The organism is Frateuria soli (assembly GCF_021117385.1).
Lineage (GTDB): Bacteria > Pseudomonadota > Gammaproteobacteria > Xanthomonadales > Rhodanobacteraceae > Frateuria_A > Frateuria_A soli.
Genome location: NZ_CP088252.1, coordinates 695,450 through 720,256 on the forward strand (window position 1 = coordinate 695,450; position 24,807 = coordinate 720,256).

At 66.1% G+C, this 24,807-nt stretch carries 19 protein-coding genes and 4 tRNA genes; 21 read left to right on the top strand and 2 right to left on the bottom strand.

The genetic code is table 11. The features are described 5' to 3' along the window. Nucleotides 1-51 precede the first annotated feature (51 nt). The 4 genes from egtB to LQ771_RS03120 all read left to right on the top strand — a co-directional run bounded on the left by egtB (nucleotide 52) and on the right by LQ771_RS03120 (nucleotide 4,202). Nucleotides 52-1,296 carry an ergothioneine biosynthesis protein EgtB gene (gene egtB, locus LQ771_RS03105; RefSeq protein ID WP_231350946.1) on the top strand — a complete coding sequence of 415 codons (1,245 nt, stop codon included), beginning with the start codon at nucleotides 52-54 and terminating at the stop codon, nucleotides 1,294-1,296. Between the two features lie 20 nt (nucleotides 1,297-1,316). Continuing rightward, nucleotides 1,317-2,303: an L-histidine N(alpha)-methyltransferase gene (gene egtD, locus LQ771_RS03110; protein ID WP_231350947.1), complete on the top strand. Its 987-nt coding sequence runs from the start codon at nucleotides 1,317-1,319 to the stop codon at nucleotides 2,301-2,303. 133 nt (nucleotides 2,304-2,436) lie between these two features. Then, nucleotides 2,437-3,492, top strand: coding sequence for a class I SAM-dependent methyltransferase (locus LQ771_RS03115; RefSeq protein WP_231350948.1), 1,056 nt, complete (start codon nucleotides 2,437-2,439; stop codon nucleotides 3,490-3,492). Beyond that, nucleotides 3,489-4,202 (top strand): pseudouridine synthase, encoded by a 714-nt coding sequence (locus LQ771_RS03120; RefSeq protein ID WP_231350949.1) that lies wholly within the window; start codon nucleotides 3,489-3,491, stop codon nucleotides 4,200-4,202. Before LQ771_RS03115 ends, LQ771_RS03120 begins: the two co-directional genes overlap by 4 nt. Nucleotides 4,203-4,224: 22 nt before the next feature. Here the strand turns inward: LQ771_RS03120 and LQ771_RS03125 are convergent, their stop codons facing one another. After that, nucleotides 4,225-4,563 (bottom strand): YkgJ family cysteine cluster protein, encoded by a 339-nt coding sequence (locus LQ771_RS03125; RefSeq protein ID WP_231350950.1) that lies wholly within the window; start codon nucleotides 4,561-4,563, stop codon nucleotides 4,225-4,227. 101 nt (nucleotides 4,564-4,664) lie between these two features. On the opposite strand from LQ771_RS03125, the gene LQ771_RS03130 reads away from it, so the two are divergent. Next, the gene (locus tag LQ771_RS03130; RefSeq protein WP_425491302.1) at nucleotides 4,665-6,224 is read left to right on the top strand and encodes a protein adenylyltransferase SelO; all 1,560 of its coding nucleotides are present in this window, start codon (nucleotides 4,665-4,667) and stop codon (nucleotides 6,222-6,224) included. A gap of 145 nt (nucleotides 6,225-6,369) precedes the next feature. Here the strand turns inward: LQ771_RS03130 and trxC are convergent, their stop codons facing one another. After that, nucleotides 6,370-6,807, bottom strand: a complete 438-nt coding sequence (gene trxC / locus LQ771_RS03135) for a thioredoxin TrxC (RefSeq protein WP_231350951.1) — start codon at nucleotides 6,805-6,807, stop codon at nucleotides 6,370-6,372. A 169-nt stretch (nucleotides 6,808-6,976) separates the two neighbouring features. Here trxC and LQ771_RS03140 point away from each other — a divergent pair. The 16 genes from LQ771_RS03140 (at nucleotide 6,977) to fusA (ending at nucleotide 24,761) form a co-directional block, all read left to right on the top strand. After that, nucleotides 6,977-7,062, top strand: a tRNA-Tyr gene (locus tag LQ771_RS03140). A 31-nt stretch (nucleotides 7,063-7,093) separates the two neighbouring features. Beyond that, nucleotides 7,094-7,167, top strand: a tRNA-Gly gene (locus tag LQ771_RS03145). An 81-nt stretch (nucleotides 7,168-7,248) separates the two neighbouring features. Then, nucleotides 7,249-7,324 (top strand) — tRNA-Thr (locus LQ771_RS03150). An 80-nt stretch (nucleotides 7,325-7,404) separates the two neighbouring features. Further along, the gene (tuf, locus tag LQ771_RS03155) at nucleotides 7,405-8,595 is read left to right on the top strand and encodes an elongation factor Tu (RefSeq protein WP_231324151.1); all 1,191 of its coding nucleotides are present in this window, start codon (nucleotides 7,405-7,407) and stop codon (nucleotides 8,593-8,595) included. A gap of 108 nt (nucleotides 8,596-8,703) precedes the next feature. After that, nucleotides 8,704-8,779, top strand: a tRNA-Trp gene (locus LQ771_RS03160). 79 nt (nucleotides 8,780-8,858) lie between these two features. Continuing rightward, nucleotides 8,859-9,248, top strand: a complete 390-nt coding sequence (secE, locus tag LQ771_RS03165; RefSeq protein WP_231350952.1) for a preprotein translocase subunit SecE — start codon at nucleotides 8,859-8,861, stop codon at nucleotides 9,246-9,248. 10 nt (nucleotides 9,249-9,258) lie between these two features. Next, complete coding sequence (gene nusG / locus LQ771_RS03170; RefSeq protein ID WP_091340740.1) at nucleotides 9,259-9,819, top strand: transcription termination/antitermination protein NusG; 561 nt, start codon at nucleotides 9,259-9,261, stop codon at nucleotides 9,817-9,819. A gap of 335 nt (nucleotides 9,820-10,154) precedes the next feature. After that, on the top strand, nucleotides 10,155-10,583 hold the full coding sequence (gene rplK, locus LQ771_RS03175) for a 50S ribosomal protein L11 (protein WP_019464005.1): 429 nt from the start codon (nucleotides 10,155-10,157) through the stop codon (nucleotides 10,581-10,583). Nucleotides 10,584-10,586: 3 nt separating this feature from the next. After that, nucleotides 10,587-11,297, top strand: a complete 711-nt coding sequence (gene rplA, locus LQ771_RS03180; RefSeq protein WP_231350953.1) for a 50S ribosomal protein L1 — start codon at nucleotides 10,587-10,589, stop codon at nucleotides 11,295-11,297. Nucleotides 11,298-11,635: 338 nt separating this feature from the next. After that, nucleotides 11,636-12,160, top strand: a complete 525-nt coding sequence (gene rplJ / locus LQ771_RS03185) for a 50S ribosomal protein L10 (RefSeq protein ID WP_231350954.1) — start codon at nucleotides 11,636-11,638, stop codon at nucleotides 12,158-12,160. 46 nt (nucleotides 12,161-12,206) lie between these two features. After that, entirely contained in the window at nucleotides 12,207-12,578 is a 372-nt protein-coding gene (rplL, locus tag LQ771_RS03190) for a 50S ribosomal protein L7/L12 (RefSeq protein ID WP_231350955.1), read from the top strand. 284 nt (nucleotides 12,579-12,862) lie between these two features. Continuing rightward, nucleotides 12,863-17,023, top strand: coding sequence for a DNA-directed RNA polymerase subunit beta (gene rpoB, locus LQ771_RS03195; protein WP_231350956.1), 4,161 nt, complete (start codon nucleotides 12,863-12,865; stop codon nucleotides 17,021-17,023). Between the two features lie 95 nt (nucleotides 17,024-17,118). After that, nucleotides 17,119-21,333 (top strand): DNA-directed RNA polymerase subunit beta', encoded by a 4,215-nt coding sequence (gene rpoC / locus LQ771_RS03200; RefSeq protein WP_231350957.1) that lies wholly within the window; start codon nucleotides 17,119-17,121, stop codon nucleotides 21,331-21,333. Between the two features lie 174 nt (nucleotides 21,334-21,507). After that, a complete protein-coding gene (gene rpsL, locus LQ771_RS03205; protein ID WP_209620135.1) occupies nucleotides 21,508-21,882 on the top strand; it encodes a 30S ribosomal protein S12 in 375 nt (124 codons plus the stop codon). 159 nt (nucleotides 21,883-22,041) lie between these two features. Further along, nucleotides 22,042-22,509, top strand: a complete 468-nt coding sequence (gene rpsG / locus LQ771_RS03210) for a 30S ribosomal protein S7 (protein WP_091340757.1) — start codon at nucleotides 22,042-22,044, stop codon at nucleotides 22,507-22,509. Between the two features lie 134 nt (nucleotides 22,510-22,643). After that, a complete protein-coding gene (fusA, locus tag LQ771_RS03215) occupies nucleotides 22,644-24,761 on the top strand; it encodes an elongation factor G (protein WP_231350958.1) in 2,118 nt (705 codons plus the stop codon). The last annotated feature ends 46 nt before the right edge of the window (nucleotides 24,762-24,807 follow it).

The window sequence follows — 24,807 nt, forward strand, 5'->3', positions numbered from 1 at the left end:
CGCTGGCAGAGCGCATGCGGAGCCACCGTCCGACCCAGGAAGGAGCAGGCAATGACGCAGCTGGGCCCCCTCGCCGGCGACACGCTCGTACAGCGCTACCGGCGGGTCCGCCAGCAGACCCTGCAATTGTGTGCGGGGCTGACGGCAGAGGACATGATGGTCCAGACCATGCCCGACACGAGCCCGACGAAGTGGCACCTGGCGCACACCACCTGGTTCTTCGAACAGTTCTTGCTCGCGCAGGATCCTCGATACCGCCCGCGCAATCCGGCCTGGCAGTACCTGTTCAATTCCTACTACCAGAGCGTCGGTCCGATGCACGCGCGGCCGCGGCGTGGTCTGCTCTCGCGTCCCACGCTGGAGGAAGTGCTGGCCTACCGCCGCCACGTGGACGAGGCGGTGGGCGCAATGTTGCTCCGCGACGACGAGCCGGCCCCCGCCGCCGTGATCGAGCTCGGCCTGCAGCACGAGCAACAGCATCAGGAATTGCTGCTCACCGACATCCTGCATGCCTTCTGGAGCAATCCTTTGTTGCCGGCCTACCAGCAGATCGAGCCGGCGGGGCCCACGGCATCGGTTCCCCTGCAATTCCTGCGCGGCGGTGAAGGCGTGGTCGAGATCGGCCACGCGGGCGAGGGCTTCGCCTTCGACAACGAAACCCCGCGCCACCGCAGCCTGCTCGCGTCACACGCGCTGGCCAACCGCCTGGTCACCAACGGGGAATACGCGGCGTTCGTGCACGACGGCGGCTACCGCGAACCGTCCTTGTGGCTGTCCGACGGCTGGGCAACCGTGCAGAACGAAGGCTGGCAGCGGCCGCTCTACTGGCAGCCGGACCTGGCCAGCGCTTTCTCGCTCGCCGGTGTGCAAGCGCTGGACCCGGCCGCGCCGGTGTGCCACCTGAGTTACTACGAAGCCGATGCCTTCGCCCGCTGGGCCGGCGCGCGGCTGCCTACCGAGCCCGAGTGGGAAGCTGCCGCGTCCACGCTGCCGGTCCGGGGCAACCTGCTCGACGGTGTACCGCGACTGCCGCAGGCGGCCGATGGCACCGGACTGCTGCAGATGTACGGTGATGCCTGGGAATGGACCGCCTCGCCCTACGTGGCCTATCCGGGCTTTCGCCCACTGCCGGGCGCCCTGGGCGAATACAACGGCAAGTTCATGTGCGGCCAGTGGGTGCTGCGCGGCGGTTCGTGCGCCACCCCGGTCGGCCACGTGCGCGCGAGCTATCGCAACTTCTTCCCTCCGCAGGCGCGCTGGCAGTTCGCCGGGCTGCGCCTGGCCAAGGACCGATAAGACCTCAAGGAGCATTCCCCATGAACACCCGTGCCTTCGATCTGTCCGCCGACGGACGCACTCCGCCCGCCAGCGAACTGCTGGAGACCGTCCGCCGCGGGCTGCGCGCGCAGCCCAAGCGCTTGCTTTCGTGGCTCTTCTACGACGCGGAGGGATCGGCGCTGTTCGAACGCATCTGCGAGCAGCCCGAGTACTACCTCACCCGTTGCGAAACGGCATTGATGCAGCAACATGCCGCCAGCATCGCCGATACGCTGGGCGTGGACGTGCGCCTGGTCGAGTACGGCAGCGGCAGCGCAGCCAAGACGAGCCTGCTGCTCGAGCACATGGCCGCGCCGGTGAGCTACGTGCCGGTGGAAATCTCTCCCGAGCCATTGCAGCAGAGCGTGCAGCGGCTGGGCAAACACTTCCCGCAGTTGCCGGTGCAGCCGCTGTGCGCCGACTTCACCCGTTCGTTGCGCCTGCCGATCCCGCCGCGCGCGCCGCGACGGACGGTCGTGTATTTCCCCGGGTCGACCATCGGCAACTTCGACACGCGCGAAGCGATCGCGCTGCTGCGCAAGATGCGCGCGGAGATGGGCGACAACGGCGGCATCCTGATCGGCGCGGACCTGAAGAAGGACACCGCCCTCATCGAGGCGGCCTACAACGATGCCGCGGGGGTCACGGCGAAGTTCACCCTGAACATGCTCGCCCGCCTCAACCGCGAGCTGGGCAGTGATTTCGATCTCGCCGCGTTCCGCCATCGCGCGCACTACAACGCCTTGGCCGGCCGCATCGAAACCAGTCTGGTCAGCCAGCGCGAGCAGAAGGTGCGCGTGGGCCGTGGTCAGATCGCGTTCGGCAGGGACGAGGCGATCCGCGTGGAGGTCAGCTGCAAGTACTCACTTGAGGATTTCGACGTCCTCGCGGGCAAGGCGGGCCTGGAAGTACTGCGCGTGTGGCTGGATCCCGAGCACATGTTCAGCTTGCAGTACCTGGTGCGCGCGGGCTCGGTCGCGCGCTAGGCGGGCCCGCCGTGCGAGGGGGGCTTCGGCCCGCCGCACCGTGACGGGCACCGCAGCTGGAGAGGAATGGAGGTCTGCGTTGCGGCCAGCGCCAGCGCGTAGAATCCGGCTCCCACCCGTCTATTCGAGTCCGATGGCAGCCACCGTCGCCACTGCGCCCGCCCCCCAACTGGACGCCTTGTTCCTGCCTGTCGCCAGCGGCGAGCTCCGGTTGCCCGAGGATGGCCGGGTACTCTTCCTGCGTGCCCGCGACAGTGCGCCGCTGCGCAGGTTCGCCCGCTCCGGCTGGTCTTGCGAGCAAACCTTCCGGCCCTTTGCCGATGAACTCCGGCGCGCGGGCCTGCCCGTCGGTGAGCCGGCGCGGGACGACCGCTTCGCGCTGGTTCTCCTGCTGCCACCGCGCCAGCGCGACGAGGCCCGCGCCTTGTTCGCCCGCGCCGCTCGGCACCTGCAGCCCGGTGGCACCGTGCTGGCGGCGGTGCCCAACGCCGAAGGCGCGAAGTCGGCCGAAGCGGATGTCGCGCGCCTGTTCGGCACGGTGCGCAGCGTGTCCAAGCACAAGTGCCGCGTGTTCTGGGCGAACGCCGGCGATGCGCTGGATGCAGCACTGCTGGCCGAATGGAAAGCACTCGACGCGCCGCGCCGGATCGCCGGTGGCTACCTGAGTCGTCCGGGGCTGTTCGCCTGGGACCGCGTCGATACGGCCTCGGCCCTGCTCGCGGCACACCTCCCGGCAGACCTGCATGGTCGCGCCGCCGACCTGGGTGCGGGCTACGGCTATCTCGCCGCGCAGTTGATCGCGCGCTGCGCCGGCGTGACCGCGGTGGATCTGTACGAAGCCGAGAAGCGCGCGCTGGAGGCAGCACGCGTCAATGTGGCCGAGGCCGTTACTGCCAGCGGTCGCGAGGTCGACGTGGAAGCCCACTGGCACGACGTCACCACCGGCCTGCCGCGCCGTTACGACGCGATCGTGAGCAACCCGCCGTTCCACCAGGGGCGTGCAGACTTGCCCGAACTCGGGCGCGCCTTCATCGACGCGGCGGCCGACGCGTTGCTGCCGCATGGCCGCCTGTGGCTGGTGGCCAACCGGCACCTGCCGTACGAGGCCACGCTGGCCGCGCGCTTCGCGCAGGTGCGCGCGGTGACCATGCGGGACGGCTTCAAGGTAATCGAGGCGGTGCGCGCGTGAAGCTGGTCCGCCTGATCGCCAACCTCGGCTACGGCAACCGCAAGGAGGTGACCCGGCTGTTCCGCGAGGGACGCGTCACCGACCCGGCGGGCGAGGTGCTCTACGCCGACGACAGGGCCGTACACGCGGAGATCCGCATCGACGGCGAGCCGCTCGATCCGCCCACCGGGCTGGTCCTGCTGATGCACAAGCCGACCGGCTATACCTGCTCGCGCAAGGACGCCGGCCGCCTGGTCTACGACCTGCTGCCACCGCGCTGGCGGCGGCGTGATCCGGCCCTGTCCACGGTCGGCCGGCTCGACCGGGACACGTCGGGGCTGTTGCTGCTGACCGACGACGGCGCGCTGCTGCACCGGATCATTTCGCCCAGGGCCAACGTGGCGAAGGTCTACGAGGCGACCCTTGCCCGCGACCTGCACGGCGGCGAAGGCGAACTGTTCGAAAGCGGCACGCTGATGCTCGAATCGGAGACCACGCCACTTGCCCCCGCGCACCTGCAGGTGCTCGAACCGCGTCGCGCGCGGCTGACCGTGACCGAGGGGCGTTACCACCAGGTGCGGCGCATGTTCGCCGCGGCGGGCAACCACGTGGAAACGCTCGAGCGCGTGGCGATCGGGCGGCTTACGCTCGACGGGCTCGCCTCGGGCGCCTGGCGCGCGTTGGCGGCGGAGGAGGTTGCGAGGGTCTTCGAGCCGCCGCCGCTTCCGTAGGAGCTGACCTGGCGGCCGCTTCCTACAGGAGCTTCACCGGCGTTGGAATGGACGGGCCATACCACTTGCGCCGTTCGTCCCGGCAACCGGGACTGCCCATGGTGTACTTGCGGCAGATGGCCGGGCGTCGCTCGTAGATCGTGCAGCGCGAGGTGTCGGGGTCGACCGCCGCACACCAGCCGTCCTCACCCTTGGCGAGGGTCGCCAGTCCGTGGTCGTCGTGCGTCACCAGCCAGTCGGGCACGTCGTCGTCCGGCATCAGCACCACGGTCAGGCGGCAACACACCGCTTCGCAGGCCGTGCATTGCACGGACGGGTCCACATCCGCGGCGTAGCGGTCGTTCTCGAAGTCGTCGTTCACGCGTCAGTATGGGACCTTCGTCGATCCCGCGTGCTAAACATTCGTGTTCACGGGTATCCCGCGCGCGAACGTTCCGTGGCGAAGCGGCATGCGATCATCCCGTGATGCGCCTGGACTTCGACAATGCCTACGTGCGGGACCTTGCCGGCGATCCCGAGCGCGGCTCGCGCCTGCGCCAGGTGGAAGGCGCCGCCTGGTCGCATGTCCAGCCCACGCCCGTGCCGGCGCCGCATGTGGTGGCCTGGTCGTCCGAAATGGCGGTGACCCTGGGTCTGTCAGCACGGGACATCGAGAGCCCGGACTTCGCCGGCGTGTTCGGCGGCAACGCGCTGCTGGATGGCATGCAGCCGTGGGCGAGCAACTACGGCGGACATCAGTTCGGCGTATGGGCAGGGCAACTGGGCGACGGTCGCGCGATCTCGCTGGGCGAGGTGCTGGATGCGCGCGGTCAACGCTGGGAGCTGCAGCTCAAGGGCGCCGGCCCGACGCCGTATTCGCGTGGCGCCGACGGTCGCGCGGTGCTGCGTTCCTCGATCCGCGAGTTCCTGTGCAGCGAGGCGATGCATCACCTGGGCATCCCCACCACGCGCGCGTTGTGCCTGGTCGAGACCGGCGAAGCGGTGGTGCGCGACATGTTCTACGACGGCCACCCGCGCGAGGAGCCGGGCGCGATCGTCTGCCGCGTGGCGCCGTCGTTCATCCGCTTCGGCAACTTCGAACTGCCCTATGCACGCAACGACGTGGTGCTGCTGCGCCAGCTGGCCGACTTCACCATCCGGCGCGACTTCCCGCAGCTGCGGGGGCAGGGCGAGGCACTGTATGCGGACTGGTTCGGCGAGGTTTGCGAACGCACTGCACGGCTGATGGCCCAGTGGATGCGCGTCGGCTTCGTGCACGGCGTGATGAATACCGACAACATGTCGATCCTGGGGCTGACCATCGACTACGGCCCCTACGGCTGGATGGACGACTACGCCCCGGACTGGACGCCCAACACCACCGACGCGGTGCGCCGGCGCTACCGCTTCGGCCAGCAGGCCAACGTGGCCTGGTGGAACCTGACGCGGCTGGCAAGTGCGCTGTCCCCGCTGTTCGGCGATGTCGCGCCGCTGCAGGCCGGGCTCGATCGCTATGTCAGCGCCTGGGAAGCGGCCGACCGCGCCAGCGTGGCGGCAAAGCTGGGCCTCGCCCAAGCCGCTGACGAAGACCTCGCGCTGCGCGACGGACTGCATGCCTGGATGCGCGAGGCCGAGGCGGACATGACGCTCACCTGGCGCGCGCTCACCGACCTGGACCCGGCTGCGCCCTCGCCGGACACGCTGGCGGACGTGTGCTACGACGAGGGTCGGCGCGCGGCCGCCGAGCCTGCGCTGCGCGACTGGCTGGAACGCTACGCCGCGCGCCTGCGCGAGGATCCGATGCCGGCCGGCGAGCGCCGCCGCCGCATGCGGCAGGCCAACCCGAAATACGTGCTACGCAACTATCTGGCCCAGCAGGCGATCGACCGAGCGGAGCAGGGCGACTACACGCTCGTGCACGAACTGCTCGACGTGATGCGTCATCCATATGACGAGCAGCCCGGGCGCGAGCGCTTTGCCGCCAGGCGCCCGGACTGGGCCCGGCAGCGCGCCGGTTGCTCGATGCTCTCCTGCAGCTCGTAGCACCGGCGGCCACGCTTCCGCGCGGAACGTTCCATCCGCGAGCGAAACCATCCCGTCGCCAGACGCCCGGGATGGCGCTTCCCGAATGGAGGAACCCAGGGTCGCTTCCCTGATCGGACAGTCGCTGCACTCACGACACGAAGGACTAGCGCAGCGCCCCTTCGACGAACTGCCGCAACTGCGCCGCATTGAGCGCGCCCGCCTGTCGGGCGACCTCGCGGCCGCCCTTGAGCAGGGCAAGCGTGGGGATGCTGCGGATGCCAAAACGCTGGGAGAGCTGCGGCTGCGCATCGGTATCCACCTTGGCCAGGCGCAGGCGCGGCTCGTACTGGCGGGCGGCCTCGGCGAACACCGGGGCGAAGCCACGGCAAGGACCGCACCACGTCGCCCAGAAATCGATGAGTACCGGCAGGTCGCCCCGCCCGGCCACGGCGTCGAAGTTGGCCGTCGTCAGCTCGATCGGCTTGCCTTCGAACAGCGCCTGCTTGCACCGCCCGCACACCGGGTGTTCGGCGAGGCGTTCGGCCGGCACACGGTTGAGTGCACTGCAATGGGGGCAGGGGACGGTCAAGGGTGCGGACATGGCGCGCTCCGGTCAGGGTACCGGGCGATATGGCGATCGCCGTGCGCAGTGCAAGCGGCCCGGACGGTAGACCCGGCAGGAGCGCGCGAAAGTCACTGCCACGGCGAATTTGGCCGTCGCAAACTGTTGACACATCCGGGGGCGCTCGCGAGAATAGCCGTTCTTTGTTGGAGGGATACCCAAGCGGCCAACGGGGGCAGACTGTAAATCTGCTGGCTTACGCCTTCGGTGGTTCGAATCCACCTCCCTCCACCATCAAGACGAGTTCCGCGCAGGGTGTTGCCAGGCGGGAGTAGTTCAATGGTAGAACCTCAGCCTTCCAAGCTGATGGTGCGGGTTCGATTCCCGTCTCCCGCTCCATTGATCTCGTCGCAGGATTTCCAGGGTTCGGCCGGATGCCGGATCAATCGCCACCTAAGGAAGGATGGCTGAAAGAACTTCGCTCATGTAGCTCAGTCGGTAGAGCACTTCCTTGGTAAGGAAGAGGTCACAGGTTCGATTCCTGTCATGAGCACCATCTCACGCGGCTGCCGCCGGTCGCTCCGGGCCTACGGCAGGTTTTCTTTTTTTCATTGACTCCATCGGGGTTTAGCGCGCATGGCAAAGGGTAAATTCGAACGCACCAAGCCGCACGTGAACGTCGGCACGATCGGCCACGTGGACCACGGCAAGACGACGCTGACGGCGGCGCTGACCAAGGTGGGCGCCGAGCGCTTCGGTGGCGAATTCAAGGCCTACGACGCGATCGACGCGGCGCCGGAAGAGAAGGCGCGCGGCATCACGATCTCGACCGCGCACGTGGAATACGAGTCGCCGACCCGCCACTACGCGCACGTCGATTGCCCCGGCCACGCCGACTACGTGAAGAACATGATCACGGGTGCGGCGCAGATGGACGGCGCGATCCTGGTGTGCTCGGCCGCCGACGGCCCGATGCCGCAGACGCGCGAGCACATTCTGCTGTCGCGCCAGGTGGGCGTGCCCTACATCGTCGTGTTCCTGAACAAGGCCGACATGGTCGACGACGCCGAGCTGCTCGAGCTGGTCGAGATGGAAGTGCGCGAGCTGCTGTCCAAGTACGACTTCCCGGGCGACGACACCCCGATCATCAAGGGTTCGGCGCTGAAGGCGCTCGAGGGCGACCAGTCGGAAATCGGCGTGCCGGCGATTATCCAGCTGGTGGACGCGCTGGACAGCTACATCCCCGAGCCGGTGCGCGCGATCGACAAGCCGTTCCTGATGCCGGTCGAGGACGTGTTCTCGATCTCCGGTCGCGGCACCGTGGTGACCGGCCGTATCGAGCGCGGCATCATCAAGGTCGGCGACGAAGTGGAAGTGGTGGGCATCCGTGACACCCAGAAGACCACCGTCACCGGCGTGGAGATGTTCCGCAAGCTGCTGGACCAGGGTCAGGCGGGCGACAACGCCGGTCTGCTGCTGCGCGGCCTGAAGCGTGACGACGTCGAGCGCGGCCAGGTGCTGGCCAAGCCGGGCACGATCACCCCGCACACCGACTTCGAGGCCGAGGTCTATGTGCTGAGCAAGGACGAGGGTGGTCGTCATACCCCGTTCTTCAAGGGCTACCGTCCGCAGTTCTACTTCCGCACCACCGACGTGACCGGCGCGGTCACGCTGCCGGAGGGCGTGGAGATGGTCATGCCGGGCGACAACATCAAGATGGTGGTGAGCCTGATCCACCCGATCGCGATGGACGAGGGTCTGCGCTTCGCCATCCGCGAAGGCGGCCGCACCGTCGGCGCCGGCGTGGTGGCCAAGGTCATCAAGTAAGAAAGCCGGGAATGGGAAATCGGGAATAGGGAATCGGAAGGGCTGGCGATCCGCCGCCCTTCCGGTTCTTCGATTCCCGATTTACCATTCCCGATTCCCGTTTTTCCTACGCCAGTAGCTCAATTGGCAGAGCAGCGGTCTCCAAAACCGCAGGTTGGGGGTTCGAGTCCCTCCTGGCGTGCCACCTTTCGAGGACCGATGACGGGGGCGGGTGGCGTCGATGACCGATCCGGTCACGGCGGTTCCTTCTCCCGGTCACTGCGATGAATACCAAGGCAGAACAGCCGCGCGGCACGAGTGCCGCGGATATCGGCAAGCTGGTGCTGGCGGTGCTGGTGCTGGCGGCGGGCATCTTTGCCTACTCCTGGTTCGACAACACCGTCCCCGGCTCCGTGCGCCTGGCTGGCGTGCTGGTGGCGCTGGTGATCGCGCTGGCGATTGGCGCCTTCACTGGCCCGGGCCGCAAGGCGCGCAACTTCATCGCCGAATCCCAGTTCGAGATGCGCAAGGTCGTCTGGCCGACGCGCGACGAAACCCTCAAGACGACCCTCGTGATCATTGCGGTCGTGATCGTGCTTTCGTTGCTGTTGGGTCTGATCGACCTGATCCTGAAGTCGGTCGTGCTCGACTGGCTGCTCAAACTAGGTTCGTAAGGAGTAGCCCATGACCAAGCGTTGGTACGTCGTTCACGCCTATTCGGGCTTCGAGAACCAGGTTCGCAAGTCGCTCTCCGAGCGCATCGCGCGCGCCGGCATGGAAGAGAAGTTCGGCGAAGTTCTGGTGCCGACCGAGGAAGTGATCGAGATGCGCGGCGGCCAGAAGCGCCGCAGCGAGCGCAAGTTCTTTCCGGGCTACGTGCTGGTGCAGATCGAAACCGATACCGAGGGCAAGTCCCCGCGCATCGACGATGAATGCTGGCACCTGGTCAAGGAAACGCCCAAGGTAATGGGCTTCATCGGCGGCACTGCCGATCGCCCGCTGCCGATCCGTGACAGCGAAGCCGACGCCATCCTCAGCCGCGTGCGCGAGGGCGTCGAGAAGCCCAAGCCCAAGGTGCTTTTCGAGCCGGGCGAGATGGTTCGCGTCACCGAGGGTCCGTTCAACGACTTCAACGGCGTGGTCGAGGAAGTCAACTACGAGAAGAGCCGCCTGCGCGTAGCGGTGCTGATCTTCGGTCGTTCGACGCCGGTCGAGCTCGAGTTCGGGCAGGTCGAGAAGGCCTGATGCTCTGCTTCCTCTCCCCTCCGGGGAGAGGATCGAGGTGAGGGGTCGGGGCTCGCGGGAAAACCCACCAGAGCCACGCCCTGATCCACGCCTCCCGCAAGAGCCGCCCTTCCACCCCAGCCCTCGCCCCGGCGGGCAGAGGGAGCAAGATCGCAGCCGCTGGCCCGCCACTTGCTTAGAACTTGATCACTCCTTAAACTACGCGGTTCCACGCCGAGGTCTTTCGACTCGGCGTGTTCGCTTTTCGACGGCCTGCACGGAAAGCAGGCTCTCCACCGCCTGGATGGCAAGCACGCGAGGAGCCGCAAGGCGCCAGCACTCGCAAGGAAAATCCCATGGCAAAGAAAGTCGTCGGTTACATCAAACTGCAGGTCAAGGCCGGCCAGGCCAACCCGTCGCCGCCGGTGGGCCCCGCCCTCGGTCAGCGCGGCCTCAACATCATGGAATTCTGCAAGGCTTTCAATGCCGCCACGCAGAAGATGGAGCCGGGCCTGCCGATCCCCGTGATCATCACGGCCTACTCGGACCGCAGCTTCACCTTCATCACCAAGACCCCGCCCGCCACCGTGCTGATCAAGAAGGTCACCGGCGTCGCGAAGGGTTCGTCCAAGCCGAACACCGACAAGGTGGGCAAGATCACCCGCAAGCAGCTCGAAGACGTTGCGAAGCAGAAGGAGCCGGATCTGACGGCTGCGGATCTGGACGCCGCGGTGCGCACCATTGCCGGTAGCGCGCGCAGCATGGGCCTGGTGGTGGAGGGTTAAGACATGGCAAAGATCACCAAGCGTTTGAAGGCCGCCCAGGCCGCTGTGCAGCCGGGCAAGGTCTACGGGCTGGAAGACGCCCTGAACATCGTCAAGAACAACGCCAAGGCCAAGTTCGTCGAATCCGTCGACGTGGCCGTGCGCCTGGGCATCGACGCGAAGAAGTCCGACCAAGGCGTGCGCGGCTCCTCGCTGCTGCCCCATGGCACCGGCAAGACCATCAAGGTCGCCGTGTTCTGCCCGCCGGGCGAGAAGGCCGAGGCCGCCAAGGCCGCCGGTGCCGACGCGGTCGGCATGGATGACCTGGCCGAGCGCATGCAGGGCGGCGACATCGACTTCGGTCGCGTGATCGCCACGCCGGACGCGATGCGCGTGGTCGGCAAGCTGGGTCAGCTGCTCGGTCCGCGCGGGCTGATGCCGAACCCGAAGGACGGTTCGGTCACCGCCGACGTGGTCACCGCGGTGAAGAACGCCAAGGCCGGCCAGGTGAAGTTCCGCAACGACAAGGCGGGCATCATCCACGCCACCATCGGCAAGGCCAACTTCGAGGCCGCGCAGCTCGCTGACAACCTCAACGCGCTGATCGCCGACCTTCTGAAGGCGAAGCCGGCTGCGGCCAAGGGCCAGTACCTGCAGAAGGTCGCCCTGTCCAGCACGATGGGCGTGGGCGTGCCGGTGGATACCTCGTCGCTGAGCGCGGCCACCGCCAAGTAAGCCAGGTTCAAGCCCTCGCGCCACGCGGTGCGAGGGGAAGTTTTTGAGGGCAGTCCCCGGTTCCGGCCGGGGCAGCCGTCAAAGACCGCAGGCGCGATCGATGCGCGGCGACGACGGGCAGGGAGCTCGTTCATGGCAGGGAATCGCCGTCGCCGTGTCACCTCGATCGCTTAATCGGCCGCAAGGCCCGCCGGCGTAGATGGTGTCGCCCTTCTCTGGAATGCATGTTCTGGAAAGGCCACCACCAGGGATGCTCCGCATCCCCGACGTCAAGGATGGCGTCGCCCAGGACCGCAAGCGGCAGGAGCCGTGAGCGGAGTTCCAAGTGGAGGAGTGCAATGGCTCTCAATCTGTCCCAGAAGCAAGAAGTAGTCGCCGAGCTGGCAGACGTCGCCGCGAAGGCCCACTCCTTGGTCGCCGCCGAGTACGCGGGCACCACGGTCGAGCAGATGACCGCGATGCGCAAGAAGGCTCGCGAGTCGGGCGTGTTCCTGAAAGTTGTGAAGAACACGCTGGTCTCCCGCGCCGTGGCCGGTACCGAGTTCGAGGTCGTCAAGGACGCCCTGACCGGTCCGCTGCTGTACGCGTTCTCGACCGAGGAGCCCGGTGCCGCCGGGCGGCTGATCAAGGAATTTGCCAAGACCAACGACAAGCTCAAGCCGCGGCTCGTCTCGGTGGAGGGCAAGCTGCTGCCCGCCGAGCACGTCGACGTGCTGGCCTCGCTGCCGACCCGCGAGCAGGCGCTCGCGATGCTGGCCCGCGTGCTGGCCGAGCCGGCTTCGATGTTCGCTCGCGTGGTCAAGGCCGTGGCCGACAAGCAGGGTGGTGGCGAAGTCGCCGCCGAAGCCCCGGCAGAAGCCTGATCCGACGATCTTTTCCAAACGACTTTATTTCCAGAGGTAAAAACAAATGTCCCTGACCAACGAACAGATCGTTGACGCCGTCGCCGCCAAGTCGCTGATGGAAGTGATGGACCTGGTGAAGGCCATCGAAGAGAAGTTCGGCGTGACCGCCGCCGCCCCGGTGATGGTTGCCGCCGGCCCGGCCGCTGCCGGTCCGGCTGCCGAGGAGCAGACCGAGTTCGACGTGATCCTGAAGTCCGCCGGCGACAAGAAGGTCGACGTGATCAAGGCCGTCCGCGCCATCACCGGCCTGGGCCTGAAGGAAGCGAAGGACCTGACCGAGGCCGGTGGCGTCGTGAAGGAAGCCGCTTCGAAGGAAGACGCTGCCAAGTTCAAGAAGGACCTGGAAGCTGCCGGCGCCACGGTCGAACTGAAGTAATCGGCGCCTTGCGCGCCGTCAGTTTGGCTTAGCGTCAAGCGAGCCTGGGGGCGAAAGCCCCCGGGCTTTGCCCGTTGCAGAGGGATGTCTGCATGCGCCGCGGTTCATTGCGGTCCCAGGGATCCGGGGGAGCAAGAGACAGAAGGCAAGACTGAGAAGCTGGCGGCTTCTGACTCCTGCTTTTTGACGCACCGGCGGTTGGTTCCGCCGGAAGCGACAGCCGATTTTTCATCATTAGCCGGTGTGTGCACCACCGGCGCCACTGCGAACCGAGGCGTCACCCCATGACCTACTCGTTTACCGAGAAGAAGCGCATCCGCAAGGATTTCGGCAAGCGCCCGCCCGTGCTGGGCGTGCCCAACCTGCTGACCATCCAGACCGATTCCTACCGTGAGTTCCTGCAGGAGCACGTCGCGCCGAAGAAGCGCGAGGACAAGGGTCTGCACGCCGCGCTGAAGTCGGTGTTCCCGATTGCCAGTTATTCGGGCAACGCCGCCCTCGAGTACGTGGACTACCGCCTGGGTGAGCCCGCGTTCGACGAGCGCGAGTGCCGCAACCGTGGCATGACCTACGGCGCGCCGCTGCGCACCACCGTGCGCCTGGTGATCTACGACAAGGACAGCCCGGCGTCGAAGAAGGCCGTCAAGTACGTCAAGGAGCAGGAGGTCTACATGGGCGAGATCCCGCTCATGACCGACACCGGCACCTTCATCATCAACGGCACCGAGCGCGTCATCGTCTCGCAGCTGCATCGCTCGCCGGGCGTGTTCTTCGACCACGACCGCGGCAAGACGCACAGCTCGGGCAAGCTGCTGTTCTCCGCCCGCGTGATCCCCTACCGCGGCTCCTGGCTGGACTTCGAGTTCGACCCGAAGGATGCGCTGTTCACCCGTATCGACCGTCGCCGTAAGCTGCCGGTGACGGTGCTGCTGCGCGCGCTGGGCTATTCGAACGAGGAGATGCTCTCCATCTTCTTCGAGCACAACGTGTTCCATCTGGGCAAGAAGGGTGGCACCACGCTGGAGCTGGTCGCCGAGCGCCTGCGCGGCGAAACGCTGACCTTCGACCTGGCGGTCGGCGGCAAGGTGCTGGTCGAGGCCGGCAAGCGCATCACCGCGCGCCACGTGCGCCAGCTGGCGGCCGAGAACATCACCGCGCTGGAGGTGCCGGACGACTACCCGGTCGGCCGCATCGTGGCGACCGACATCGTCGACTCCAAGACCGGCGAGCTGCTGGCCTCGGCCAATGACGAAATCACCGCCGAGCAGCTGGAGGCCTTCCGCAAGGCCGGTATCGAGGTCGTGCCGACGCTGTACGTCAATGACCTGGATCGCGGCGCCTACATCTCGCACACCCTGCGCATCGACAACACCAAGACGCAGCTCGAGGCGCTGGTGGAGATCTACCGCATGATGCGCCCGGGCGAGCCGCCGACCAAGGATGCCGCCCAGAACCTGTTCTTCAATCTGTTCTTCACCTTCGACCGCTACGACCTGTCGGCGGTCGGCCGCATGAAGTTCAACCGCCGCGTGGGTCGCCAGGAGATCCTGGGTCCGGGCGTGCTGTACGACCACAAGTACTTCGCCGAGCGCAAGGAAGAGGCCGCGCAGGAGCTGGTCAAGCAGCTGGGTGGCCAGTCCGACGTGCTGGACGTGCTCAAGGTGCTGATCGACATCAAGAACGGCCACGGCACCGTGGACGACATCGACCACCTCGGCAACCGTCGCGTGCGCTCTGTCGGCGAGATGGCCGAGAACACCTTCCGCATCGGCCTGGTGCGCGTCGAGCGCGCCGTGCGCGAGCGCCTGTCGCTGGCCGAGTCCGAGGGCCTGACTCCGCAGGAACTGATCAACGCCAAGCCGGTCGCGGCGGCGGTGAAGGAGTTCTTCGGCTCCTCGCAGCTCTCGCAGTTCATGGATCAGAACAACCCGCTGTCGGAAGTGACCCACAAGCGCCGCGTCTCGGCACTGGGTCCAGGCGGCCTGACCCGCGAGCGCGCCGGCTTCGAAGTGCGCGACGTGCACCCGACCCACTACGGCCGCGTCTGCACCATCGAGACGCCGGAAGGCCCGAACATCGGCCTGATCAACTCGCTGGCCGTGTACGCCCGCACCAACGCCTACGGCTTCCTGGAGACGCCGTACCGCAAGGTCGCCAACGGCAAGGTCACCGACACCGTCGACTACCTGTCGGCGATCGAGGAAGGCGACCACGTCATCGCGCAGGCGAACTCGCCGCTGGACAAGCACGGCGCGTTCCTCGAGGACTTCGTGTCCTGCCGTTTCCGCGGCGAGTCCGAGCTGCGCCCGGCCTCCGAAGTCGACTACATGGACGTCTCGCCGATGCAGACCGTGTCGGTCGCGGCGGCGCTGGTGCCGTTCCTGGAGCACGATGACGCGAACCGCGCGCTGATGGGCGCGAACATGCAGCGCCAGGCCGTGCCGACGCTGCGCTCGCAGACCCCGCTGGTCGGTACCGGCATCGAGCGCGCCGTGGCGCGCGACTCGGGTGTCATCGTGTCCGCCAGGCGCGGCGGCGTGATCGACCAGGTCGACGCAGCCCGTATCGTGGTGCGCGTGAACGAGGAAGAGGTCGGCGACAATGACGCCGGCGTCGACATCTACACGCTGACCAAGTACACCCGCTCCAACCAGAACACCAACCTCAACCAGCGTCCGCTGGTGAATGTCGGTGACATCGTGGCCAAGGGCGACACGCTGGCGGACGGTTCGTCCACCGACCTGGGCGAGCTCGCGCTCGGCCAGAACATGCTGATCGCGTTCATGCCGTGGAACGGCTACAACTTCGAAGACTCGATCCTGCTCTCCGAGCGCGTCGTTCAGGAAGACCGCTATACCTCGATCCACATCGAGGAGCTGTCCTGCATTGCGCGCGACACCAAGCTGGGTGCGGAGGAAATCACCGCCGACATCCCGAACGTGGGCGAGCAGGCGCTGGCGCGTCTGGACGAGTCCGGCATCGTCTACATCGGTGCCGAGGTCAAGGCCGGCGACATCATGGTCGGCAAGGTCACGCCCAAGGGCGAGAGCCAGCTGACGCCGGAAGAGAAGCTGCTGCGCGCGATCTTCGGCGAGAAGGCATCCGACGTGAAGGACAGCTCGCTGCGCGTGCCGCCGGGCATGGACGGCACTGTCATCGACGTGCAGGTGTTCACCCGCGACGGCATCGAGAAGGACAAGCGCGCCAAGCAGATCGAGGAGATGGAGATCAAGCGGATCCGCAAGGACTTCGATGATCAGTTCCGCATCCTCGAGGGCGCGATCTACAACCGCATGCGGGCGCAGCTGGTCGGCCAGTCCGCGATGAGCGGCCCGGGCGGCCTGAAGCGCGGCGCCGAGATCACCGACGCCTACCTGGACGGCCTGAAGAAGGACGACTGGTTCAAGATCAACGTCAAGGACGAGAGCGTCACCGAGTTCCTCGAGCGCGCGGCCGACCAGGTCAAGCGCCACAAGGAGGAGTTCGACAAGCGCTTCAAGGAGAAGCAGGCCAAGATCACCCAGGGCGACGACCTCGCCCCGGGCGTGCTGAAGATGGTCAAGGTGTTCCTGGCCGTGAAGCGCCGCATCCAGCCGGGCGACAAGATGGCCGGTCGCCACGGCAACAAGGGTGTGGTGTCCAACGTGGTGCCGGTCGAGGACATGCCGTTCATGGCCAATGGCGAGCCGGTCGACATCGTGCTCAACCCGCTCGGCGTGCCTTCGCGCATGAACATCGGCCAGGTGCTGGAAATGCACCTGGGCTGGGCCGCCAAGGGCCTGGGCCGGAAGATCCAGCGCATGCTCGAGGCGCAGGAAAAGGTGGCCAAGGTCCGCGAATTCCTGCACCAGATCTACAACCACCACGCTGCTGGCGCGGTGCAGCACGTGGACCTGAAATCGCTGACCGACGAAGAGATCCTGACGCTGGCGAACAACCTGCAGGAAGGCGTGCCGATGGCCACGCCGGTGTTCGACGGCGCCGAGGAAACCGAGATCAAGGCGATGCTGAAGCTGGCGGATCTGCCCGAGTCGGGCCAGACCACGCTGTTCGACGGCCGCACCGGCGAGGCGTTCGATCGCCCGGTCACCGTCGGCTACATGCATTACCTGAAACTCAACCACCTGGTCGACGACAAGATGCACGCGCGCTCCACCGGCCCGTACTCGCTGGTCACCCAGCAGCCGCTGGGTGGCAAGGCGCAGTTCGGCGGCCAGCGCTTCGGCGAAATGGAAGTCTGGGCGCTGGAAGCCTACGGCGCGGCCTACACCCTGCAGGAAATGCTGACGGTGAAGTCCGACGACGTGCAGGGCCGCAACCAGATGTACAAGAACATCGTCGACGGCAACCACGAGATGGCGGCCGGCATGCCGGAGTCCTTCAACGTGCTGGTGAAGGAAATCCGCTCGCTGGGCATCGACATCGACCTGGAAGAGGTGAAGTGACCGTCGCGACCCGGCGCCCTGCGTCGGGTCGCCGACCAGCCTCAGCTTGAATCACGGACCTCTTACCGAAGAATTTGCTCCGACCGGAGACACCCATGAAAGACCTGCTCAACCTTTTCAACCAGCAGCGCACCACGCCCGACTTCGACGCGATCAAGATCGCGCTGGCGTCGCCCGAGCTGATCCGCTCGTGGTCGTACGGCGAGGTGAAGAAGCCCGAGACGATCAACTACCGTACCTTCAAGCCCGAGCGCGACGGTCTGTTCTGCGCCGCGATCTTCGGTCCGGTGAAGGATTACGAGTGCCTGTGCGGCAAGTACAAGCGCATGAAGCACCGCGGCGTGGTCTGCGAGAAGTGCGGCACGGAAGTGACCCTGGCCAAGGTGCGCCGCGAGCGCATGGGCCACATCGAGCTGGCCAGCCCGACCGCGCACATCTGGTTCCTCAAGTCGCTGCCCTCGCGCATCGGCCTGATGCTGGACATGACGCTGCGCGACATCGAGCGCATCCTGTATTTCGAGGCCTACGTGGTCATCGATCCGGGCCTGACCGCGCTGGAAAAGGGCCAGCTGCTCAGCGAGGACCAGTACCTGGAGGCGACCGAGGAGCACGGCGACGAGTTCGACGCCCGCATGGGCGCCGAGGCGGTCTATGAGCTGCTGAAGTCGATCGACCTGCCGGGCGAAGTCATCCGCCTCAAGGAAGAGATCGCCTCGACCAATTCGGAAACCAAGCTCAAGCGCCTCACCAAGCGCGTCAAGCTGATCGAGGCCTTCCTGGAGTCGGGCAACAAGCCCGAATGGATGGTCATGACCGTACTGCCGGTGCTGCCGCCGGACCTGCGTCCGCTGGTGCCGCTGGACGGCGGCCGCTTCGCGACCTCCGACCTGAACGATCTGTACCGCCGCGTCATCAACCGCAACAACCGCCTGAAGCGCCTGCTCGAACTCAACGCGCCCGACATCATCGTGCGCAACGAGAAGCGCATGCTTCAGGAGTCGGTCGATGCGCTGTTGGACAACGGCCGCCGCGGCCGGGCCATCACCGGCACCAACAAGCGCGCGCTGAAGTCGCTCGCCGACATGATCAAGGGCAAGCAGGGCCGGTTCCGCCAGAACCTGCTCGGCAAGCGCGTGGACTACTCCGGCCGTTCGGTGATCGTGGTCGGCCCGACCCTGCGCCTGCACCAGTGCGGCCTGCCCAAGAAGATGGCGCTGGAGCTGTTCAAGCCGTTCATCTTCGCCAAGCTGCAGGCCCGCGGCGAGGCCACCACCATCAAGGCGGCCAAGAAGCTGGTCGAGCGCGAAGAACCGATGGTGTGGGACATCCTCGAAGAGGTGATCCGCGAGCATCCGGTGCTGCTCAACCGCGCGCCGACCCTGCACCGCCTGGGCATCCAGGCGTTCGAGCCGAAGCTGATCGAAGGCAAGGCGATCCAGTTGCACCCGCTGGTCTGTACCGCGTTCAACGCCGACTTCGACGGCGACCAGATGGCCGTGCACGTGCCGCTCTCGATCGAGGCGCAGCTCGAAGCGCGTGCCCTGATGATGGCGACCAACAACATCCTGTCGCCGGCCAACGGCGAGCCGATCATCGTGCCGACGCAGGACGTGGTGCTGGGCCTGTACTACATGACCCGCGAGCTGGTGAACGCCAAGGGCACCGGCATGGTGTTCTCGGGCATCTCCGAGGTGCGACGCGCCTATGAGAACCGCGCCGTGCAGCTGCACGCCAAGGTCAAGGTGCGTCTCAAGCAGGTGACGATCGGCGAGGATGGCGAGCGCACCTCCAGCACCTCGCTGGTGGAAACCACCGTGGGTCGCGCGCTGCTGGCCGAGATCATGCCCGAGGGCCTGCCCTTCGCGTTGGCCAACACCGAGCTCACCAAGAAGAACATCTCGCGCCTGATCAACGCCTGCTACCGCCGCCTGGGTCTGAAAGAGACGGTGATCTTCGCGGATCAGCTGATGTACACCGGCTTCCGCTTTGCTACCCGTGCGGGCATCTCGATCGGCATCGATGACATGATCATCCCGGACGAGAAGAAGCCGATCCTGGAAGAGGCCGAGAAAGAAGTGGTCGAGATCCAGGAGCAGTACCAGTCGGGCCTGGTCACCGCGGGCGAGCGCTACAACAAGGTGGTCGACATCTGGTCGCGCACCAACGAGCTCGTCGCCAAGGCAATGATCGACGGCATCGGCACCGAGAAGGTGACCGACGCCGACGGCAAGACGGTCAACCAGAAGTCGATGAACTCGCTGTACATCATGGCCGACTCCGGTGCCCGCGGTTCGGTCGCGCAGATCCGACAGCTGGCCGGCATGCGCGGCCTGATGGCGCGTCCGGACGGTTCGATCATCGAGACTCCGATCAAGGCCAACTTCCGCGAAGGCCTGAACGTGCTGCAGTACTTCAACTCGACCCACGGTGCCCGCAAGGGCCTGGCGGATACCGCGTTGAAGACGGCCAACTCCGGTTACCTGACCCGTCGTCTGGTCGACGTCGCCCAGGACGTGGTGGTGACCTCGCACGATTGCGGCACCGAGGACGGCGTGCTGATGCAGCCGATCGTCGAAGGCGGCGACGTCGTCGAGCCGTTGCGCGAGCGCGTGCTCGGCCGCGTGGTGGTCGAGGACGTCTATGGTCCCGGCAACGACGACGATGCGATCGTCACCCGCGACACGCTACTGGACGAGGCGCTGGTCGAGAAGCTGGACAAGGCCGGCGTGCAGTCGATCAAGGTCCGCTCGCCGATCACCTGCGAGGCCAGCCATGGCGTTTGCGCGCTGTGCTACGGCCGCGACCTGGCCCGTGGCCACCTGGTCAACATGGGCGAGGCCGTGGGCGTGGTCGCCGCGCAGTCGATCGGCGAACCCGGTACCCAGCTGACCATGCGTACCTTCCACATCGGTGGCGCGGCCTCCCGTGCCGCCGCCGTGGACAACGTCTCGGTCAAGACCACCGGCACGCTGAAGTTCAACAACCTCAAGACCGTGCAGCACTCCCAGGGTCACCTGGTGGCGGTGTCGCGTTCGGGCGAGGTGTCGGTGATCGACGCCAACGGCCGCGAGCGCGAGCGCTACAAGGTGCCGTACGGCGCCACCATCTCGGTCAAGGACGGCGCGGCGGTCAAGGCTGGCCAGACCGTGGCCAACTGGGATCCGCACACCCATCCGATCGTGTCGGAAGTGGCCGGTACCGTGCGCTTCATCGACTTCCTCGATGGCGTCACCGTGCAGAGCCAGACTGACGAGCTGACCGGCCTGGAGTCGGCAGTGGTGACCGATCCGAAGCGTCGCGGTACCGCCGCCAAGGACCTGCGCCCGATCGTGCGCCTGGAAGATGCCAAGGGTCGCGAGCTCAAGCTGCCGGGTACCGACGTGCCGGCGCAGTACATGCTGCCGGCCGGCGCGATCGTGTCGATCCAGAACGGCGTGGAAGTGGGCGTCGGCGACGTGGTCGCCCGTATCCCGCAGGAGACGTCGAAGACCCGCGACATCACCGGCGGTCTGCCGCGCGTGGCCGACCTGTTCGAGGCGCGCAAGCCAAAGGAGCCGGCGATCCTGGCCGAGCGTTCCGGCGTGGTCAGCTTCGGCAAGGACACCAAGGGCAAGCAGCGCCTGATCATCAAGGATGCCGACGGCAACGAGCACGAGGAGCTGATTCCCAAGTGGCGCCAGGTCATCGTGTTCGAGGGCGAGCACGTGGAGAAGGGCGAAACCGTCGTGGACGGCGAGCCCAATCCGCACGACATCCTGCGCCTGCTGGGCGTGGAGCCGCTGGCGGCGTACCTGGTCAAGGAAATCCAGGACGTCTATCGCCTGCAGGGCGTGAAGATCAACGACAAGCACATCGAGGCGATCATTCGCCAGATGCTGCGCAAGGTCGAGATCACCGAGCCGGGCGAGAGCCACTACCTGCGCGGCGAGCAGGTCGAGCGCGTACGCATCAACGAGGAGAACGAGCGCGCGGTCGGTCGTGGCGAGCGTCCGGCCGAGTACCAGTCGGTGCTGCTGGGTATCACCAAGGCGTCGCTGGCCACCGAGTCGTTCATCTCGGCCGCGTCCTTCCAGGAAACCACCCGCGTGCTTACCGAGGCGGCGGTCCGCGGTACCCGCGATACCTTGCGGGGCCTCAAGGAAAATGTTATTGTCGGCCGTCTGATTCCGGCAGGTACGGGTCTGGCGTACCACGCGCAGCGTCGTCGCCAGGGCGGTTTGACCGCCTCGGAACTGGAAACCCTTTCCGGTTCCTCCGCCGCGGTGACGTTCGCGGAAACGACTGCCGGTAGCGATGAAGGTGCCGAGTAAGCCCTGAGGGCATTGCTCGCTGACATACGAAATGAGGTGCACGGATGCACCTCGTGTTCGGGTCAAGGAGGACACGGGCGTTTCCTTGCCTGGTGCAAGGTGCCCATGTTAAATTCCCGCTTCTTGGCAGACCGAGTTTCGGTCTGCCTTTATGTTTCTCAGGAAAAGCTTCGCATGACGACAGTCAACCAGCTGGTGCGCAAGAACCGCAGCCCGAAGACCTACAAGAGCGCTTCGCCGGCCCTGCAGAGCAGTCCGCAGCGCCGTGGCGTCTGCACGCGCGTGTACACCACCACCCCGAAGAAGCCGAACTCGGCGTTGCGCAAGGTCGCCAAGGTGCGCCTGACCAACGGTTACGAGGTCATCAGCTACATCGGTGGTGAAGGCCACAACCTGCAGGAGCACTCGGTCGTGCTGATCCGCGGCGGCCGTGTGAAGGACCTGCCGGGCGTGCGCTACCACACCGTGCGCGGCAGCCTCGACTGCGCCGGCGTGACCAAGCGTCGCCAGGCTCGCTCCAAGTACGGCGCCAAGCGTCCGAAGAAGTAATCGCCTGCCGGCCCTGGTCCGGCGGCTCACATCGAAGTTGCGGCCATGGACGGTTGCCTTGAAGCGGACCGGACGCTGCACAGGTAACGAACACATGCGGCCATGGAGGCCGCTTTCGCGCGGACAGGATTGCCCGCAAATAAACAACGGACTCCAAACATGTCGCGTAAAGGTTCCCATCCCGCCCGCCTGGTCCTGCCGGACCCCAAGCACGGCAGCCAGCTGATCGCCCGCTTCATCAACATGGTGATGAAGAGCGGAAAGAAGTCGGTCGCCGAAAGCATCGTCTATGGCGCGCTGACCCATCTGGGTGAAAAGAACGCCGAGCCGGTGGCTCTGGTCGAGAAGGCGCTGGGCAACGTTGCTCCGGCGGTCGAGGTGAAGTCCCGTCGCGTCGGCGGCGCCACCTACCAGGTGCCGGTCGAAGTGCGCCCGGGTCGCCGCATGGCGCTGGCGATGCGCTGGGTGATCGATGCCGCCCGCAAGCGTGGCGAGACCTCGATGCCGCGCAAGCTGGCCGCAGAGCTGCTGGAAGCCTCGGAGAACCGCGGCGGCGCGATCAAGAAGCGCGAAGAAACCCATCGCATGGCCGAGGCCAACAAGGCCTTCTCGCACTACCGCTGGTAAGCGGTATGCCTTGCCGCCGCCTGCGGTGGTGGCAAGGAGTCAATCCGCCAGTTGCGGCGGATTTCTCATTGAAACCGAGGCCCGGACGGCCGCGACGAATCGAGGGCAGGGTTGCCCTGTACAGGTAAACATCCATGGCACGCACCACTCCCATCGAGCGCTACCGCAACTTCGGCATCATGGCCCACATCGATGCCGGCAAGACCACCACCACGGAGCGCATCCTGTTCTACACCGGCGTCAGTCACAAGATTGGCGAGGTGCATGACGGTGCGGCCACCATGGACTGGATGGAGCAGGAGCAGGAGCGCGGCATCACCATCACTTCCGCCGCCACCACGGCGTTCTGGAAGGGCATGGACCGTTCGCTGCCCGAGCACCGCTTCAACATCATCGACACTCCCGGGCACGTCGACTTCACCATCGAAGTCGAGCGTTCGCTGCGCGTGCTCGACGGCGCCGTGTTCGTGCTGTGCGCGGTCGGTGGCGTGCAGCCGCAGTCCGAGACCGTATGGCGCCAGGCCAACAAGTACAAGGTGCCGCGCCTCGCGTTCGTCAACAAGATGGATCGCACCGGTGCCAACTTCTACAAGGTCGTCGACCAGCTGAAGGCGCGCCTGGGTGCCAACCCGGTGCCGATGCAGGTGCCGATCGGTGCCGAAGACAACTTCGACGGCGTGGTCGACCTGCTCAAGATGAAGGCGATCATCTGGGACATGGAATCCCAGGGCATGAAGTTCGAATACCAGGACATTCCCGCCAACCTCGCGGACAAGGCTGCCGAGGCGCGCAGCTTCATGGTCGAGTCGGCCGCCGAGGCGTCCGAGGAACTCATGAACAAGTACCTCGAGGGTGGTGAGCTTTCCGAGGCCGAGATCATCGAGGGTCTGCGCCAGCGCACCCTGTCCAGCGAAATCATCCCGGTCTACTGCGGCACGGCGTTCAAGAACAAGGGCGTCCAGGCGATGCTCGATGCCGTGGTCAACCTGCTGCCGTCGCCCGCCGACCGTCCGCCGGTGACCGGCGTGGACGACGACGACAATGATGCGAGCCGCACGGCGGACGACGCCGCGCCGTTCTCCGCACTCGCCTTCAAGATCATGACCGATCCGTTCGTCGGCTCGCTGACGTTCTTCCGTGTCTACTCGGGCACGCTGAATGCCGGCGACCAGGTGTACAACCCGGTCAAGTCGAAGAAGGAGCGCATCGGTCGCATCCTGCAGATGCACGCAAACGAGCGTCACGAACTGAAGGAAGTCCGCGCGGGCGACATCGCCGCCGCGGTTGGCCTGAAGGACGTGACGACCGGCGACACGCTGTGCGCGCAGGACCACATCATCACCCTGGAGCGCATGACGTTCCCGGAGCCGGTGATCTCGATGGCGGTCGAGCCGAAGACCAAGTCCGACCAGGAAAAGATGGGCATCGCGCTCGGTCGCCTGGCCGCGGAGGATCCGTCCTTCCGCGTGCGTACGGACGAAGAGTCGGGCCAGACCATCATCTCCGGCATGGGCGAGCTGCACCTGGACATCCTGGTGGACCGCATGAAGCGCGAGTTCAACGTTGAGGCCAACGTTGGCAAGCCGCAGGTGGCCTACCGCGAAACCATCCGCGCGTCGGACGTCAAGTCGGATTACAAGCACGCCAAGCAGTCGGGCGGCAAGGGTCAGTACGGTCACGTGGTGATCGAGCTGTCGCCAATGACCGAGGAAGAGCGCAAGAGCCCTGAGGTCAAGGACGATTTCCTGTTCGTCAACGAGATCACCGGTGGTGTGATTCCGAAGGAATTCATCCCGTCGGTCGAAAAGGGCCTGCGCGAGACGATCACCAGCGGTCCGCTGGCCGGCTTCCCGGTCGTGGGCGTCAAGACCAAGCTGGTCTTCGGTTCCTACCATGACGTCGACTCGTCGGAAATGGCGTTCAAACTGGCCGCATCGATGGCCTTCAAGCAGGGCTTCGCCAAGGCGAACCCGGTCCTGCTCGAGCCGGTGATGAAGGTAGAGGTGGTCACGCCCGAGGAGTACGTCGGTGACGTTATGGGCGACCTGAGCCGCCGTCGCGGCCTGTTGCAGGGCCAGGACGACACGCCTTCCGGCAAGACCATCAACGCGATGGTGCCGCTGGGCGAGATGTTCGGTTATGCGACCACCATCCGCTCGCTGACCCAGGGTCGCGCCACGTTCACGATGGAGTTCGACCACTACGCAGAGGCGCCGAACAACATCGCAGAACAGGTCATCAAGAAGGCCTGATTTTTCTAGCTTTACTTAATTAGTGCGATCGGTCCCCTGGTCGCGA